Origin of the sequence: Simiduia sp. 21SJ11W-1 (assembly GCF_024138675.1) — a bacterium.
In the GTDB taxonomy this organism is placed as follows: domain Bacteria; phylum Pseudomonadota; class Gammaproteobacteria; order Pseudomonadales; family Cellvibrionaceae; genus Simiduia.
In genome coordinates this window covers 3,888,949-3,905,426 of the sequence record NZ_CP090959.1, presented here as the reverse complement: position 1 = coordinate 3,905,426, position 16,478 = coordinate 3,888,949, and the positions used below count along the sequence as shown (strand labels likewise).

General features: G+C 58.2%; 14 protein-coding genes. All 14 read left to right on the top strand.

Annotation, left to right across the window (positions count from 1 at the left end; all coding sequences use genetic code 11):
- The first annotated feature begins 106 nt into the window (after positions 1–106).
- The 14 genes from L1F30_RS17260 (at position 107) to L1F30_RS17195 (ending at position 16,475) form a co-directional block, all read left to right on the top strand.
- Positions 107–1,312, top strand: a complete 1,206-nt coding sequence (locus L1F30_RS17260; RefSeq protein WP_253358076.1) for a hypothetical protein — start codon at positions 107–109, stop codon at positions 1,310–1,312.
- Positions 1,313–1,324: 12 nt separating this feature from the next.
- Positions 1,325–3,838, top strand: coding sequence for a LamG domain-containing protein (locus L1F30_RS17255; protein ID WP_253358075.1), 2,514 nt, complete (start codon positions 1,325–1,327; stop codon positions 3,836–3,838).
- 20 nt (positions 3,839–3,858) lie between these two features.
- Positions 3,859–5,448: a general secretion pathway protein GspF gene (locus tag L1F30_RS17250; RefSeq protein ID WP_253358074.1), complete on the top strand. Its 1,590-nt coding sequence runs from the start codon at positions 3,859–3,861 to the stop codon at positions 5,446–5,448.
- A gap of 209 nt (positions 5,449–5,657) precedes the next feature.
- Entirely contained in the window at positions 5,658–6,557 is a 900-nt protein-coding gene (gene gspC, locus L1F30_RS17245) for a type II secretion system protein GspC (RefSeq protein ID WP_253358073.1), read from the top strand.
- A 49-nt stretch (positions 6,558–6,606) separates the two neighbouring features.
- Positions 6,607–8,604, top strand: a complete 1,998-nt coding sequence (gene gspD, locus L1F30_RS17240; RefSeq protein ID WP_253358072.1) for a type II secretion system secretin GspD — start codon at positions 6,607–6,609, stop codon at positions 8,602–8,604.
- Positions 8,605–8,609: 5 nt separating this feature from the next.
- Complete coding sequence (locus tag L1F30_RS17235) at positions 8,610–10,046, top strand: GspE/PulE family protein (RefSeq protein ID WP_253358071.1); 1,437 nt, start codon at positions 8,610–8,612, stop codon at positions 10,044–10,046.
- 9 nt (positions 10,047–10,055) lie between these two features.
- A complete protein-coding gene (gspF, locus tag L1F30_RS17230) occupies positions 10,056–11,291 on the top strand; it encodes a type II secretion system inner membrane protein GspF (RefSeq protein WP_253358070.1) in 1,236 nt (411 codons plus the stop codon).
- Positions 11,292–11,306: 15 nt separating this feature from the next.
- Positions 11,307–11,756 carry a type II secretion system major pseudopilin GspG gene (gspG, locus tag L1F30_RS17225; protein ID WP_253358069.1) on the top strand — a complete coding sequence of 150 codons (450 nt, stop codon included), beginning with the start codon at positions 11,307–11,309 and terminating at the stop codon, positions 11,754–11,756.
- Between the two features lie 7 nt (positions 11,757–11,763).
- Positions 11,764–12,264: a GspH/FimT family pseudopilin gene (locus L1F30_RS17220; RefSeq protein WP_253358068.1), complete on the top strand. Its 501-nt coding sequence runs from the start codon at positions 11,764–11,766 to the stop codon at positions 12,262–12,264.
- Positions 12,254–12,619: a type II secretion system minor pseudopilin GspI gene (gspI, locus tag L1F30_RS17215; protein WP_253358067.1), complete on the top strand. Its 366-nt coding sequence runs from the start codon at positions 12,254–12,256 to the stop codon at positions 12,617–12,619. The genes L1F30_RS17220 and gspI overlap by 11 nt, the downstream gene beginning before the upstream one ends.
- Positions 12,612–13,406 (top strand): type II secretion system protein GspJ, encoded by a 795-nt coding sequence (locus L1F30_RS17210; protein ID WP_253358066.1) that lies wholly within the window; start codon positions 12,612–12,614, stop codon positions 13,404–13,406. Before gspI ends, L1F30_RS17210 begins: the two co-directional genes overlap by 8 nt.
- Complete coding sequence (gene gspK / locus L1F30_RS17205; RefSeq protein WP_253358065.1) at positions 13,403–14,599, top strand: type II secretion system minor pseudopilin GspK; 1,197 nt, start codon at positions 13,403–13,405, stop codon at positions 14,597–14,599. The genes L1F30_RS17210 and gspK overlap by 4 nt, the downstream gene beginning before the upstream one ends.
- On the top strand, positions 14,596–15,984 hold the full coding sequence (gene gspL / locus L1F30_RS17200) for a type II secretion system protein GspL (protein ID WP_253358064.1): 1,389 nt from the start codon (positions 14,596–14,598) through the stop codon (positions 15,982–15,984). Before gspK ends, gspL begins: the two co-directional genes overlap by 4 nt.
- On the top strand, positions 15,981–16,475 hold the full coding sequence (locus tag L1F30_RS17195) for a type II secretion system protein M (protein ID WP_253358063.1): 495 nt from the start codon (positions 15,981–15,983) through the stop codon (positions 16,473–16,475). The genes gspL and L1F30_RS17195 overlap by 4 nt, the downstream gene beginning before the upstream one ends.
- Positions 16,476–16,478: the final 3 nt, after the last annotated feature.

Below are 16,478 nucleotides of genomic sequence, written 5' to 3'. Positions count from 1 at the left end.
GGCAACCGCTGACCAGCGGTAGTTTGCGCACCATCAACCGCAGGCGCCGGTGTAGAAATACAGCATAGAATGAACCCAGTGAGCTAGGCGAGCCAGGAAGTATCCCATGAAATTCCCCCAAATGAGCACCGCGCTCTTGACCGTCGCCCTGTCGGCTGCGATGGCGGTTCAAGCAGGCCCCCGTGAAGAGGCCAAGCGCATACACGACAGGCTGGCCGGCGTGCCACCCACCGAGGCCGAGCTGATTGGCATGGCCGAGGATATTCAGGCAGGCGATGCCCAGGCGGCAGCCTACACGGCCATGAGCAAGAACAGCTTCTACGCCGTAACCCTGAAAAACATGTTTACCCCCGCCACCAACCGCGATGGCGATGTGTTCCGGGATTTCAACGACTATGTGGCCACGGTGATTGGCCTGGTGCGCGACGATGCGGATTTCCGCACCGCCCTCTACGACAACGTGATCTACGTGGGCGCCGATTCGCTGAACCTGCCGGCCTACGCCAACAATAACAACAACCACTACCGTGAGTTGTTTGCCAGTGGCGCCAATTTGATTACGGGCCTTGAGCGCAAAACCCAAACCGCCGTCACAGGCCTTGAAGACGAGGCCACCGCGGGCCTGATGACCACCCGCGCCGCCGCCAAGGCCTTCTTCATAGCCGGTACCAACCGCGCCATGTTCCGCTTCACGCTCATGAACCACCTGTGTATGGACTTGGAGCAGGTGCACGACATCACCCGCACCCCCGATCGCATCCGCCAGGATGTGAGCCGCAGCCCCGGTGGCGACAGCCGCGTGTTTAATAACAACTGCATTGGTTGCCACAGCGGCATGGACCCAATGGCCCAGGCCTTTGCCTACTACAACTACCAGTACGATGCCGATAACGACCTCACCGGTGAAAACGGCCAGCTGGTGTACAACAGTGCAGGCGAGCTAGACCCAGACACAGGCACCCGCGTGCAGGCCAAGTACCACATCAACTCCACCACCTTCCCCTACGGTTTTGTGACCCCCGATGACCAGTGGGAAAACTACTGGCGCGAGGGCCAGAACAAGCTGTTGGGCTGGGATGACAGCCTGCCGGGCTCTGGCAGTGGTGCCAAAACCATGGGCATGGAGCTTGCCCACTCAGAGGCCTTTGCCCAGTGCCAGGTGAAAAAAGTGTTTAAAACCGTGTGCTTGCGCGAACCGGGCGATGCCGATGATCGCACCGCCGTTAGCAATATGGTGGCCAGCTTCAAGGCCAGTAACTACAAGCTCAAACAGGTATTCGCCGAATCGGCTGAATACTGCCTGACCGATTAAGGGGCGCTACTTATGTATTCTCTAGCCAATCTCAGTCGCGCCCTGCTGCCCGTCGCCTTACTGGCGCTCACCGCCTGTGGCGGTGGCTCGGGTGCGAAAACCACTGAAAACAACAACCCAAACGCCGCCGGCGGCAGCACAGGCTTCGTGTACACGGGCCCTGCGCCCCAAACCGAAGACGTGCAGAGCTTTAAAATCAACGTGTGGGACAACCTGGTAGCCGACGACCGCTGCGGCGCCTGCCACGTTGAAAACGGCCAGTCGCCCCAGTTTGTGCGCCGCGACGACGTCAACGCCGCCTACTCCATCGCCAATGGCCTGGTAGATTTGGCCAACCCTGCGGCCTCGCGCCTGGTAACCAAAGTGGGCGGTGGCCACAACTGCTGGAAGACGGAAGCCAGCGCCTGTGCCGATGAGCTTACCGTGCTGATTACCCGCTGGGCCCAGGCCTCGGGCTCTGTGTCTAACACGGTTATTCTCACGGCGCCTGCCATTAAAGACGTGGGCAACAGCAAAAGCTTCCCGCCCGCACCAGACGGGTTTGAGCCCGTGCATGATCTGCTAACCGAATACTGCAGCAGCTGCCATTCCAGCGGCTCTGCCAACCAGCAGCAGCCCTACCTTGGCGAGGGCGATATCGCCGTGTCTTACGATGCCGCCCGCTCGCGCATTAACCTGGATACCCCGGCCAACTCCCGCTTGGTGGTGCGCCTGCGCGATGAATCCCACAACTGCTGGGGCGGCAACTGTTTGGCCGCCGCCAATGAAATGCAGGCAGCCATCACCGCCTTTTCAGACAGCATCACCCCGGTGGCGGTAGACCCGGCGCTGGTGATCTCCAAGGCCATGAACCTGGCGGCCGATGGCATTGTGGCCTCATCTGGTGGCCGCGTGGAAAGTAACGTGATTGCGCTCTACCAATTCAAAACCGGCGCCGGCAACACCGCCTTCGATACCTCGGGTATTCAACCGGCCATGGATCTGCGCCTGTCTGGCGCCTATGAATGGCTGGGCGCCTGGGGCGTGAAGTTCAACGGCGGCAAGGCCCAGGCCACCACAACCGGCAGTGAAAAGCTCTACGATCTGTTAACGGCCACCGGCGAGTTCTCCATTGAGGCCTGGGTAATCCCTGAAAACGTGACCCAGGATGGCCCTGCGCGCATCATCACCTACTCAGGTGGCGACGACAGCCGCAACTTCACGCTGGGCCAAACCCTGTACAACTACGATTTCGCCCTGCGCCACTCGGTGGGCAACGATGCCGATGGCATGCCACTGCTTTCAACCCCCAATGCCGATGAAGTGCTGCAGGCCACCCTGCAACACGTGGTGCTGAACTACGATCCGGTAAACGGGCGCAGCATCTATGTGAACGGCAGCCGGGTAAGCAATGCAGACCCGCTGGCCGGTGGCACCCTGGTGAACTGGGATAAAAGCTTCGCCCTGGCGCTGGGTGCAGAGGTGGGTAACTCCAACCCCTGGCTGGGCTCGGTGCGCCTGTTGGCCATTCATAACCGCGCCCTGAGTGCCGACGACATTCAGGCCAATTACGACGCCGGCGTGGGTGAGAAATTCTTCCTGCTGTTTAGCGTCTCGCATTTGGTGGATATGGCCGATGCCTACGTGGTGTTTGAGGTGCAGCAGTTCGATAACTACAGCTACCTGTTTAACGCGCCGTTTTTCATCAGCCTGGACGACAGCGCCCAGCCTGCCTCGGCCATTGCCCTGCAGGGCATGCGCATTGGCGTCAACGGCCAGGAGGCGAGCGTGGGCCAGGCCTATGCCAAGCTCGATGTAAGCATCTCCAGCGCCAACTACCAAGCGGGCGGCTTGCAGCTTTCGCCCTTGGGCACAGTGGTGCCTTTGGATAAGGGCCCCACCAGCGATGAGTTCTTCCTCACCTTCGATCGCCTGGGCGATGAAACCTTCGTGCGCGTAGAGGCAGATCCGGCGGTGCCGGGCGCGCCTGACGACATCACTGGCCAATCGCTCATCGGTTTGCGCCACTTTGCCGAGATCAACGCAAGCTTGTCTGCGCTTACAGGTATCGAATCCACCAACAGCGCCGTGGCGCAGCTCTTTACCCAGGTACAGCAGCAACTGCCCACTGCCGAAGACCCAATGGGCTTTTTGGCCGCCCACCAAATGGGTATTACCCAGCTGGCGGTGCAGTACTGTAATGAACTGGTAGACGACACCAGCAAGCGCGCCAGCTACTTTGCAGGCTTTGATTTCAACGCGGGCATCAGCACCGCTTTTGATAACCAGGCCAAGCGCGACCAGGTGACAGGCCCGCTCATCCAGGCGCTGCTGGCCCACAGCTTTGATACCGTGCCCGGCGGCAGCACCGATGTACTGGGCGACCAGCCGCTTTTGGGCGAGGTGAAAACCGAGCTGGATGCCCTGATAACCGACATGACTGCGCCTTGCACTGCCAATTGTAAATCGGCTAACGAGCGCACCCTAAACACCGTAAAAGCCGTCTGCGCCGCTGCCACCGGCAGTGCTGTGACGCTGTTGCAATAGCGTCGGCCGGAGGAATAATTATGAGCCAGAAATTCAAGAAAGATTTTCAACCCGATGAGGCGCTTATTACGCCTAACATGCACAAGCCCGTATCGCGCCGCGATATGCTGGCCCAGGGGTTCAAGCTGGGTGCCGGCGCCGTGGTGGGCAGCACGGCGTTGGGGCTGTTGAGCGCCAATGCCTACGGTGATCTTTCGCCAGATTTATTAACCAAGCTTGATGAGTGTGAAATTCCCCTCAATGGTTCGGGCAAAATCCCTTTCATCTGTTTCGATTTGGCCGGTGGCGCCAACTTTGCGGGCTCCAATGTGCTGATTGGCGGCCGCGGCGGCCAGCTGGATTTCCTCTCTACCGCCGGTTACGGCAAGCAGGGCCTGCCCGGCGACATGGTGCCTTCTTCAAGCACCGCAAATTTTATTGATGAGTCCTTAGGCCTGCGCTTTCATACAGATTCCGCCATGCTGCGCGGCATTTTGGAAAAGGCCATTACCGCAGCCCCGGCCACCAATGGTGCCGTGATTCCTGCGCGTTCTGAAAATGACACAGGCAACAACCCCCACAACCCCATGTACGGCATTAACAAAGCCGGGGCCTTTGGCAACCTGGTGGCACTGGTGGGCTCGCGCTCGTCTGATTCCGGCGGCAACTCCATGGCGCCAGCGGCCATGATCGACCCGGCCGTGCGCCCCACCAAGGTGGATCGCCCCTCCGATGTGACGGGCTTGGTGGATGTAGGAAGCCTGACTGAGCTGCTCAGCAAAGATGAAATCGTGAAGGTGATGGAAACCATGTACCGGGTGAGCGATAAGAAAATCGCCCGCATCGATACCGGTTTAACCGCTGATGAACAAACGGCTGTAGAAGAAACCCTGCGCTGCCAGTATGTAAAATCGGCGCACCTGGCCAACACCTTCGGTAACCCCGCAGACCTGAACCCCGAGCTGGATTTAGACCTGGTTGGCCCTAATGGCGTGTTCAGCGCGGCGGAATTTGCCTCTGATGGCGAATTCCGCAAAACCGCGTCGGTGGCCAAGATGGTTATCAATGGCTATGCGGGCGCGGGCACCATCACCATGGGCGGCTACGATTACCACACAGGTGATCGCGCCACCGGCGAGCGCCGCGACCTGCGGGCCGGGCGCTGCATTGGTGCGGTACTGGAATACGCCGCCAAAGTGGGTGTGCCGGTAATGATTTACGTCTGCTCAGACGGCTCGGTATTCTCCAACGGCATGCTGGATAATTCTGAAGATGGCGCCGGCAAAGGCGTATGGACGGGCGACAACCAGCAAACCGCCTCGGCGTTCTTCCTGGTGTACAACCCGGGCGGGCGGCCGCAATTGCTGGGTGCCACCATGGATGAGCAGGAAACCCACCGCCAGATAGGTTGGATGCGCCCAAGCGGCGATGTAGAAACCGCCTCTAGCGTGGCGGCGAACAACGTCAACCTGCTGGTGGAAACGGTGGTGCTTAACTACATGGCATTGCACGGCGAGCAGGCGAACTTCGCCAATGCCGACAAGTTCCCGCAAAACGGCCTGGGTACAAATCTGGATGCGCTAACGGCCTTCCAACCCATTTGTAATGGCGTATATACCAATCCCGTTTGATTCTTGTGTCACCCATCTGTCATATTCAGGGGCTAGCGTGCTAGCCCCTGTTGTTTGTGGCCACAAAGTAACCCACAGCCGCGGGCGCAAGACGAGGTAACTGCCAACCGCAACTCCTGTTATGATGTGCCCGCCTTGGATGCTAGATAAACCCAATAACACCATCAAGGAGCGGACCCATTAACGCCTTATCAGGAACTTGGCCCAAATTGCCGCCGGGCCTTAGCCAACTGCTAACCCGCTTGCGCGCCATTCCTGCACACTGGTGGCAGCGCCTGGGCTTAACCTTGTTGGTACTCTGGTTCACCTACAGCCTTGCCAAACTTGTGTGGTTGTTAGTGGCGCAGCCGGCAACCTTTGTGGCCCAGGGCCAGTCTGTCAACCTGCCGTTATTAAGTTCCGAAGCCCCGGCGCAAGCCCTAGACATAGAAGCCTTTGCCTCCCTCAACCCCTTTGGCAAGGCCGCCGATGAGCCAGTGGAAGAAATCCAGGCGCCCTCTATTGAAGATGAAGCCCAAGAAACCCGCCTGCAGCTGCAGCTGCAAGGTGTGATTGCCACCGGCGACTCCAGCCAAGATAAAGCCATTATTGCCAACGGCTCCCAGCAAGCGCTCTATTCTGTGGGTGATGCCCTGCCCGGTGGTGCCAATGTAAAGCTGAGTAAAGTGCTCTCAGACCGCGTTGTGATTGCCAACAATGGGCGTTATGAATTGTTGTGGCTGTACGATGAAACTGAGCGCGCCAAGCCGCAGCCGGTAAGCCCGCCCAAGCCCATGCGCGCCACCGCAAAGATCTCGCGCGATGTAGCCGAGCGCTATGTGGATATGAAAGATCTCTCGGCACAATCGCTGGCCGATGTGGTGAAGATCAGCCTGAAGCGCGATGGCGCCGAAATTCTGGGTTTTGAAGTGCGCCCGGGGCGTGATCGCGGTGTGTTTGATGCCATGGGCCTGCAGTCGGGCGATATTGTCACTGCGGTAAACGGCACCAGCCTCACAGATACCGCCACGGCGGTAAACGTTGCCAAATCCCTGCGCGATTCGCGCAGCGCCCAGCTCACCATTTTGCGGGGCGGCGAAGAAACACAGCTAAGAATTTCATTGGAATGATGCGTCGCGCTATGGCGCCCACGAAAACAACGGTAATAAGAAGATCATTGTGAAAAAAGTCGTGCACAAGCCCTCCCATTTTCTGGCCAGCGCCCTCTTGGCGGTGAGCCTCTTGGCCCTGCCTGCCAGCAGCCTTGGCCAAACCTACACGGTTAACTTCAAAGACGCCGACATCCAGGAGGTGGTGAAGTATGTGGCCGATACCACCGGCAAAACCTTTATTGTTGACCCGTCGGTAAAAGGGCGCATCAAGGTGATTTCATCCAAGCAGATGGATGCCGATGAGCTCTACAATTTATTTTTGGCGGTGCTCGATGTGCACGGTTACGCCGCCATTGAATCGGGCAACGTCACCCGCATTGTGAGCTCGAAAGAAGCGCGCTCGCTGCCGCTGGAAGTGAAAGACGCCGCCAAGCGTGGCAACGACGGCATGATCACCCAGGTGATTCAGCTCAACAATGTGGCTGCCTCCAAGGCGCTGCCGGTGTTGCGGCCCATGGTGCCCCAGCACGCCCACATGGCCGCCTATGATCCCTCCAATGCCATCATCATTACCGATACCGAAGCCAACATCGCCCGCCTGCAGGATGTCATAGACCGCATCGACCGCGCGGCGGTGTTCACCACCGAGCTCATACACCTGAAACACGCAGGCGCCGAAGATCTGGTGCGCATTCTTACCCAATTGCAGCGCCAGGAGCAGGGCAAGGCCGGTAACGACAACGCGCCCATGCTGGTGGCCGACAAACGCTCCAACGGCATTTTGATTTCCGGCGATGACCTGAGCCGCTCGCGCGTGAAGCAGCTCATCAAACGGCTGGATATGCCCCAGCAACAAAGCGGCAACGTGCAGGTGATTTACCTGGAGTACGCCGAGGCCAAGCAAGTGGCCACGGTGCTCACCAACGTTGTAAAAAACATCTCCAAAATGGACAAAGGCGAGGGCGGTTCGCAAACCGAAACCAGCGTTGAAGCCGATGAAGACACCAACTCGCTGCTGATCACCGCAGACCCGGCCACGCTGGAATCGCTCAAGGCCGTGATTGCACGGCTGGATATCCGCCGCGCCCAGGTGCTGGTGGAAGCGGTGATTGTAGAAATGCTGGACGACAACTCCAAAGAGCTGGGCATTCAGTGGTTGTTCGGCACTAACAATGGCACCTTTGGCACATCGTCTTTGCAAAACGGCGCGTTAAGCGGCGGCGGTGCCATAGACCCGGATCCCGATGAAGGTTCGGTAATTGGCACACTGGCAGGGCTTGCGGGCCTGGTGGAAGGTCAAACACTCGGCCAGTTGAGCACCGGCGGGAGTACCGATTTTCTGGTGCTGATTAATGCGCTGCAAAAACAAACCGATGCCAACATTCTTTCAACGCCGAGCTTGCTCACCTCAGACAACCACACAGCCACTATTAACGTGGGCCAAAACGTGCCCTTCGTTACCGGCTCCTTTTCAAACCCCGGCTCCGGTGGCGGCACTGGCGGCACCAACCCCTTCCAGACTATTCAGCGTGAAAACGTGGGCATTATGCTGGAGGTAACGCCACACATTAACGAAGGCAATTCGGTGGTAATGGAAATAAAACAAGAGGTGTCGAGCATTGCCGGCAATACCTCGGTTTCTGCCTCTGATTTGATCACCAACAAGCGCACCATCGAAACCCGCATACTCGCAGCCGATGGCGAAATTGTGGTGCTGGGCGGTTTGATGAAAGACGATCTGCAAACCGGTGAACAAAAAGTGCCGCTCTTGGGCGATGTACCGCTCTTGGGCCGCTTGTTCCGCTCTAACTCCACCAAGGTGGTTAAGAGCAATTTGATGGTCTTTATTCGCGCCACCATCATTCGCGACGACGACAGCCTGCGCGGTGCCACGGCCGAAAAATACAAATACATCTACGATCTGCAGCAGAAATCCGGCAGCGATAGCGATTTGTTTTTCCAAGACACCAAGCAAAATAAAATGCCAACTTGGGAAAACCGCGAGCAGGGTTTATTCATTATGCCCGGCGCCGACCAACAGCGTGAAGCCAAGCAGGATCAGTAGCCACTATGAGCGCGTTATTGCCCTTTAGCTTTGCACAAACCCACGGCGTGTTAAAAGCCGGCGGTGAACTGTTGCACAAGCCCGGCATCAACTACCAGGTAATTGCCGAGCTGCAGCGTCACTACCACGGTGAAGCCTTGGCGCTGGTGGAAATTCCCGAGGCGGATTTCAAGCAGCGCCTGAAAGATGTCTACCACGACGACTCCGATGCCGCCCAACAGGCAGTAGCCGATATGGATTTGTCGCAACTGGTGGACGACATTCCCGAGGAAGGCGATCTGTTGGCGGGCAATAACGATGCCCCGGTGATCCGCCTGATTAACGCCATTTTGGCGCAAGCGGTAAAAGCCAAAGCTTCGGATATTCACTTGGAGCCCTGTGAAGATCGCGTGGCCGTGCGCTTTCGGGTAGATGGCGTGTTGAACGAAGTGCTGCAGGCCAAAGCGCAACTGGCGCCGCTCATTAATTCGCGCATAAAGGTAATGGCCCGGCTTGATATTGCCGAAAAACGTTTGCCCCAGGATGGCCGTATGTCGGTTACCCTGGCAGGTCACACCATTGATATCCGCGTGAGCACCTTGCCCTCGGCCTACGGCGAGCGCGCGGTGTTGCGTATTCTCGATCAGGCCGCCGGTGCGCTGAAACTCCACCAGCTGCAAATGCCCGCGAAAACCCATCAGGCCTTCGCCAACGCACTGCGCAAACCCCACGGCATTATTTTGGTAACCGGCCCCACAGGCTCCGGTAAAACCACAAGCCTTTATGCGGGCCTCACCGAAATTAACGACCGCTCGCGCAACATCATGACCATTGAAGACCCGGTGGAATATTTGTTGCCGGGCATTGCGCAAACCCAGGTAAACACCAAGGCCAATATGACCTTCGTGCGGGGCCTGCGCGCTATATTGCGTCAGGATCCGGATGTGGTGATGATCGGTGAAATCCGCGACGGCGAAACCGCAAGCATTGCCGTGCAATCTTCGCTCACCGGCCACATGGTGTTATCCACCTTGCACACCAACACCGCCATCGGCGCGGTAACCCGTTTGCTGGATATGGGTGTAGAGGCTTTCTTGTTGTCGTCGAGCCTTGATCTGATCATGGCCCAGCGCTTGGTGCGCCGCCTGTGCGGTTGCAAAAAGCCGCACAAGCCCACGCCCGCCGAATGCGAGCAACTGGGATTTGCGCCAGAGGTTGAAATTTTTTCCGCCAATGGTTGCGAACAATGTGGCCACACAGGCTATCGCGGGCGGTTGGGTATTTACGAACACATCGTCATCGATGAGCAAATGCGCCAGCTGATTCACGAAGGCGCCGGCGAGCAAACCATGTTGGCCTACGCGCGCCGCTTTAGCCCGTCAATTTTGGATGCCGGCAAAGCGCGCATCATTGAAGGCGACACCAGCGTAGAAGAAGTTCTGCGCGTAACCACCTTGAGCTAGGCCAATACTATGCCTGCCTTTTCCTACCAAGCCATAGATGCCCAAGGGCGCCAGCAAAAAGGGGTGATTGAGGGCGACTCTGAGCGCGCCGTGCGTGCAGATTTGCGCGCGCGCAATTTAAAACCCATCAACGTGAAACCCGCAGGCCGCACAGCCGGCGAAAGCCGAGCTGCCGGCACAGGTTTCAGCTTTAGCATGCCAAAGTTTCACCGCCGTATTAAAGATGCGGATTTAACGGTGATCACCCGCCAGCTAAGTTCGCTGTTGAATTCCGGCATGCCGCTGGTGGAGGCCTTGCAAAGCACCGCCAACCAGCAGCGCAAACAGCCGTTAAAAGAAATGATTTTGCAGGTGCGTTCGCGGGTGCTTGAAGGCCACAGCTTTGCCCAGGCCCTGGCCGAGGCGCCCTACGCCTTCGACAGCATGTACCGCGCCTTGGTGCGCGCCGGTGAAAGCGCGGGCTATTTGGGCCCGGTGCTCGATCGCCTGGCCGCCTACACGGAATCTACCTTTGAAACCCGCCAGCGGGTGAAAATGGCCATGATTTACCCGGTGGTGTTGCTGGTGGTAAGCGTGGGCGTGATCGCCATGTTGATGACCTTTGTGGTGCCCGAGTTAACCCAGGTGTTTGCCCACAGTGCCCGCGAGCTGCCCACCCTCACCGTGGTGTTGATTAACGTCAGCAACTATTTAAGTAACTGGGGCATGTGGACGCTACTGGGCTTGCTGCTTGCAATAATGGGCGTGCAAAAATGGCTGCAGAAACCCTCGCGCCAACTTGCCTGGCACAACATGATTTTAAACATGCCCATTTTTGGTGAAATCAGCGCGCAAATTAACTCGGCCCGTTTTGCCTCAACTTTAAGCCTGCTCACCGGCAGCGGCGTACCCTTGTTGGATGCCATAAAAATTTCCACCCAGGTAATGACCAACGCCGTGATGGCGCGCGCCAGCGAAAAACTCGCCATAGACGTACAAGAGGGCTCGTCACTTTCACGGGCCATGGAAAAAACCAAATTGTTCCCACCACTGCTCGTGCAGATGACCGCCAGTGGCGAATCTTCCGGTGATTTGGATAAGCAACTAGAACACGCCGCCCGCAATATGGACCGCGAGCTTGAATGGCGCCTGGCTTCGGCGCTGGGCATTATGGAGCCTTTGGTGGTGGTAATTATGGGCGTTTTGGTCACCGGTATTGTGATGGCCATTTTGCTTCCGATTTTTGAAATGAACACGATGGTGTAACGCGAGGATTTAGCAATGACAAATTCCAGAACCGCCCAGCGCGGTTTTAGCTTGATTGAAATTATGGTGGTGCTGGTGATTTTGGGCCTGCTGATCAGTATTGTGGCGCCCAACGTGCTGGATCGCGCCGATGGCGCGCGGGTACAAAAAGTGTTTGCCGATTTCAAAGCCATTGAAACGGCGCTTAAGTCCTACCGCCTTGATAACTTCAATTACCCCAGCAGCGAGCAGGGCCTGGATGCGCTGGTGAGCAAGCCTTCGCTGGATCCTATCCCGAAGCGCTACCCGGCCAACGGCTACCTGGATTCGCTGCCGAAAGACCCATGGGGCAACCCCTACCTGTATTTAAGCCCCGGTGAAAACGGCGCGGTGGATATTTACACCTTGGGTGCCGATGGCGTTGCCGGTGGTGAAGGCCAGAATGCAGATATCGGCAACTGGCAATCCATGAGCGATTTCGAGTAAGCACAGCGTGCGGCATCAGCGCGGATTTACCCTCATCGAATTGATGGTGGTGCTGTTATTGGTTGGCCTGGCCATCGGCATGGTGGATTTGAATCTGGGCGGCAATGAAGAGCGCAAGGCGCGCCAGTATATCGATCAAAGCTATCGCCTGTTGCGCTATGCCGATGAAAGCGCGGCCCTGCAAAGCGACATGGTGGGCCTGCAAATTGAAGCGGCCATCAATGGCGACAGAGAGCTGCGTTGGTATCGCCTGCGCGGCGGCGCCTGGGTGGTGGCCGATGCCCCCTTTGTAGAAGATGTGATGCCTGAAAATCTGCAATTTGAATTGCTAATTGATGAGCAACCGGTAGATCTGGCCAAAGAAGCCGAAACCCCGCAGGTGGTGTTCAGCGGCAGTGGCGAAATTTCCAATTTTGAAATGCGCTTTGCCCTGAACGACCAACCCATAGGATTAATTACCGTGGATGTCACAGGCGACTTGGTACAGGCAGATACCTATGAACCCTGAGCGCGGCTTTAGCCTGGTTGAAGTACTGGTGGCGCTGATGATTGTGGGCCTGGCGCTGCCTGCGCTGCTTGGGCAGATGCAATCGCAAAGTGATGCCCAGGGTTCACTGCGCAACAAAACCCTGGCGCTGTATGTGGCGCAAAATAAAATTGCCGAGTACCGCTTGCGCATGCGCGAACCCAACTTCACCTTGAGCGAATCGGAAACCGGCGAGGTGGAGATGGCGGGCGTGCGTTGGCATTGGCGCTCTACCTCTACCAAATTTCCGGACATTGGCGCCCGGCAAGTGGAAGTGTTTGTGGGCCTGAAGCCCGATGACAGCTTGAGCTCGGTGATGGCGGTGTTCAGTGAATAGGGCAGGGTTTTCGCCCGTGGGCCAAAGCCCGCGCCAGCAGGGCTTCACCCTGGTGGAAGTGCTGATTGCCATTTTTATTGCGGCCATTATCGCAACGCTTGCGGTGCAATCGTTAAGCTCTGCCACCACCGCCATGGAGCGCGGTAAAAGCTTAAGCGACCAGCTCAGTGAACTGGATCGGTTTTTTTTGGTGCTCGAACAGGATTTGCGCACCGTGCGTGCCGGCCGCGATTTCAAATTTGAGGCAGAGCCTGTAAGCCAGAGCCTGGCCGGTGCGACTGCCACCGGAGACGACGATTTCTTAGGCTATGGTGAGGCTTTCGAAACCCAGGATATCAAGCAACAGCGCCACAACCTGCTGGCAGATCTGGATGTGGATCACCGGTTTTTACAACTGGTGCGCGGCAATTGGGTGAACTTCGGCGTGCGCCCGCGCAGCGATTTACAACACGTGACCTATGCCTGGCACAAGGGCGCCATCTGGCGGTTTTTCCGGCCCATTGATAACGAAGTGTTTGGCGATAATCCGCCGGCCGATGCCGTCTACTACGAAGACATTTCCATGGCGCGCCGCCTGGTGACCCAGGTAGATAACCTCACAGTGCGGTTTTTGGCACCGGGCAGTGCCGCCAACAATGCCAACGCCTGGGCGGATACCTGGCCGCCGGCCACGGGCCGCAATGCCAACAACACAGGTACTGCACTGCCCTTGGCCGTTGAGGTGGTTATTGAATTACAAAACGTGGGCGAAGTGCGCCGCGTCATGCTTTTGGGGATAGAAAATTGAGAGTCCGCCAGCGCGGAGCTGTGCTGATACTGGCGCTGTTGATTGTGGCGCTGGTGGCCACTTTGGCTGTGAATTACGCAAGCCAAATGACCTTGGTGCAAGCCCGTGCGGAAAACCGCCTGTATGGCGCCCAGCAGGAAATCTACGCAGATTCCATGATCGACATGGCCGCCCGTTTGCTGAAAGAAGATGCCGACAACAGCCAGCTTGATCACCTGTATGAAGATTGGGCCTTCCCCGGTGGCGCCAGCTACCCGGTAGAAGGCGGCATGGTGCAGGCCTCGCTCACCGATGCGCAGGCGGTGTTCAACATCAACAGCCTCGGCACGGCCTTGCAAAATAACGCCAACCCCAACGACCCGAGCCGGTTCACTGAACCCCAGCGCCGCTTCATCCGGTTTTTACAAACCTTCGACGGCAACCAGAACGGCCTGGGCCAAAAGGATGCGCGGGCAGAGGCTGAAGATCCAGACGCGCCACCGCCACTGGTGATTGATTTAAACCTGGCGGTGATGATTACCGAGGCGCTGGTGGATTGGCTGGATGCCGACGATCAACCCACCGGCTACGGCGGCGCCGAATCGCTGCAATACCAGCAAACCGGCGCAACCTGGGTACCCCCTAACGGGCCCATGGAATCGGTAGAAGAATTAAAACTGGTGCAGCACATTACGCCGGAAATTTTTGAGGCCATTCGCCCCCACGTGACGGTGCTGCCCCAGGCGGATGCCCCGCTCAATATCAACACCATTCAAGACCTGCGCATAGTGCAAAGCCTCAACGGTGCCGATCAAATGACGCCGCTCAATGCCCAGGATCTGTCGGATTTTGGCGATTGGCGCGGCGATGCAGGCTTTAGTACTGTTGACGACTTGATTAATCAGGCGGATTTTCAGGCGCTGGTAACCGGTGCCGCCATGGAAACTACGGGCCTGAGTGTCAGCACCGAGTTCTTTTGGCTAAATATTGAAGTTAGCCTGGCTGAAAAGGTGATCAACCGGCGTATGCTGTTGCACCGCAAAGGCGGCGATATTAAGGTTTTAGCCCGCTTTGCATCGGGCCAGCAAACGGCCATACAGGTGTTGGGCACACAACAGGATGCCGATGCGCGCGATGACAACGAGCGCGACCAGGGCCGAGGCCGCGATGGCCGGCGCGACGATAATTCAGACAACAAGCGACGAAATCCATGACCACAGATGCGCTGGCCGAGCCGGCAACAATCGATGCGGCACCCATAAGCCAGGCGGGTTTGCTGGAGGGGCTCTACCTCTACCCGCAAACCGTGCCGGAAAGCCCGCCACCTGCCGAGGCGCCCTCACTGGATGAACAGCCAGAGGCGCTGACCGGGCATTTGGCAGATGGCGTAGCAGGCGATCTGGCCGGTGAGCCCCAGCTGGTGGCTGCAGAGGCCGTGCAATACCAGTGGCGCCATTACCGGGATGGCCAGTGGAGCGAGCTTCAGGCCGGTGATCTGGCGGCCTTGATGGCAGCCAATAGCCACTGGCCCGCGCAAGTGGTGATGGTGCTGCCCGCCGATCAGGTGGTTACCCGCACGCTGCCCGTTGAGTTGAGCGAGCGCCGCTACTACAAAAAGCTGGCGCCGTTTCAGCTGGAAGAAGACATCATCGACGATGTGTCTGATTTGCACTTTGTGTACGGCCCGTTGGGTGAAGAGAGTGTTGATCTGGCCTATTGCCGCAAAGATCTGCTGGATTTATGGCTGGCGCCGTTTTTTGAACGCGAACTGCCGGTTTCGCACTTGGTGAGCGCCAGCGCCTTGCTGCCAGAACCCGCCGCCGGCCAGTGGGCGTTGATGCTTGAGCCAGAATGCGCCCACTTCCGCCTGTCGGCCACCCGCTATGGCGCCGTGCAACCGTCGTTGTTGCCGGCCTTCGTGGCAAGCCTGGCCGCCCGCGAACCCAAGCCCGAGGCCGTGCAACTGCTGGCCACCGGCGCGCAAGAACTCGCCACACTCAAAAGTGCATTGCCCGCATCGCTGGCCGCGCTGGCTGCACCCGGCCAAACCCTTGGCGCACCCCTTGCCGCGGCTTACGGCGCGCCTAACCTTGCCGTTGAGCAATACTCGCCGCGCATCCCGCTGACCCGTTGGCTGCGCATGATAAAAGTGCCCGCACTGGTGCTGGCTGCGGGCTTGTGTGTGCATTTAAGTGTGGCGCTCACCGAATGGTATACCGCCAGCAGCCACACAGACGCGCTCAAAACCGCCATTACCGAGCGCTACCGCGCAGCCGTTCCGAGCGGCGCCATCAGCGACCCGCTCAAACAATTGCGCAACCAGGTTAACCGCGCAGGCGGCGCAGCCCAGGGCAGCAACGCCCTGCAGGTGTTGGCGCGCGCGGTGCCCGTACTCACCGGCAAAGAGGGCGTAGAGGTAAAAAACCTGCAGTTTTCCAACAGCGCCCAGGAGTTGCGTTTAACCATTCAGGCGCGTGCGCTGGCCGATATCGAATCGCTCAGCAGCCAGTTCAAAGCCCAGGGGTTCAGTGCCGAGGTGCTGTCGGTCAATGTGAATAACGGCGTGCATCAGGCGCGCATGAAGGTGACGCGCAAATGATTGAACAAACCCTTGCAAAACTTCTCTATGGGCGGCCCTTGCGCGAACAGGCCATGCTGGCTGTGGGTGGCCTGGCCGTGGCTGCCATGCTCGTTTGGGTGGCGGTGGTCGCCCCCATTAATGGCATGCGCGATGACGCCGTAAAAACCCTGGCGCGCACCCAGGCCACCTTTGCCGAGGTAGACCAGCTGGCGGCCCAGCTTGAGGCAACGCGTGGCGCTGCCAGCCAGCAGCAAAGCCGCGGCAAAACCACCATGACCGAGCTGATCGACAACAGCCTGCGCAAGCACGGCTTGTCTATTCGCGGCATTCAGCCGGGCCAGCAGGGTGAAATGTTTGTGCGGCTGGAGGCGGCACCCACCCAATCGGTGTGGCGCTGGTTGTATGAAATGGAAGCCGTGGCCGGCGCCACCATAAACGAACTCACCATTAACCCCACAGATAAAGAAGGCTGGGTGCTGTTAACCGCCCGTCTGGAGCAGGCCCCATAACCC

Excerpts from the sequence above, each read along its gene's own strand:
- L1F30_RS17260 (WP_253358076.1), top strand. The coding sequence starts at position 107 with ATGAAATTCCCCCAAATGAGCACCGCGCTCTTGACCGTCGCCCTGTCG.
- L1F30_RS17255 (WP_253358075.1), top strand. The coding sequence starts at position 1,325 with ATGTATTCTCTAGCCAATCTCAGTCGCGCCCTGCTGCCCGTCGCCTTA.
- L1F30_RS17250 (WP_253358074.1), top strand. The coding sequence starts at position 3,859 with ATGAGCCAGAAATTCAAGAAAGATTTTCAACCCGATGAGGCGCTTATT.
- L1F30_RS17235 (WP_253358071.1), top strand. The coding sequence starts at position 8,610 with ATGAGCGCGTTATTGCCCTTTAGCTTTGCACAAACCCACGGCGTGTTA.
- gspF (WP_253358070.1), top strand. The coding sequence starts at position 10,056 with ATGCCTGCCTTTTCCTACCAAGCCATAGATGCCCAAGGGCGCCAGCAA.
- gspG (WP_253358069.1), top strand. The coding sequence starts at position 11,307 with ATGACAAATTCCAGAACCGCCCAGCGCGGTTTTAGCTTGATTGAAATT.
- gspI (WP_253358067.1), top strand. The coding sequence starts at position 12,254 with ATGAACCCTGAGCGCGGCTTTAGCCTGGTTGAAGTACTGGTGGCGCTG.
- gspL (WP_253358064.1), top strand. The coding sequence starts at position 14,596 with ATGACCACAGATGCGCTGGCCGAGCCGGCAACAATCGATGCGGCACCC.
- L1F30_RS17195 (WP_253358063.1), top strand. The coding sequence starts at position 15,981 with ATGATTGAACAAACCCTTGCAAAACTTCTCTATGGGCGGCCCTTGCGC.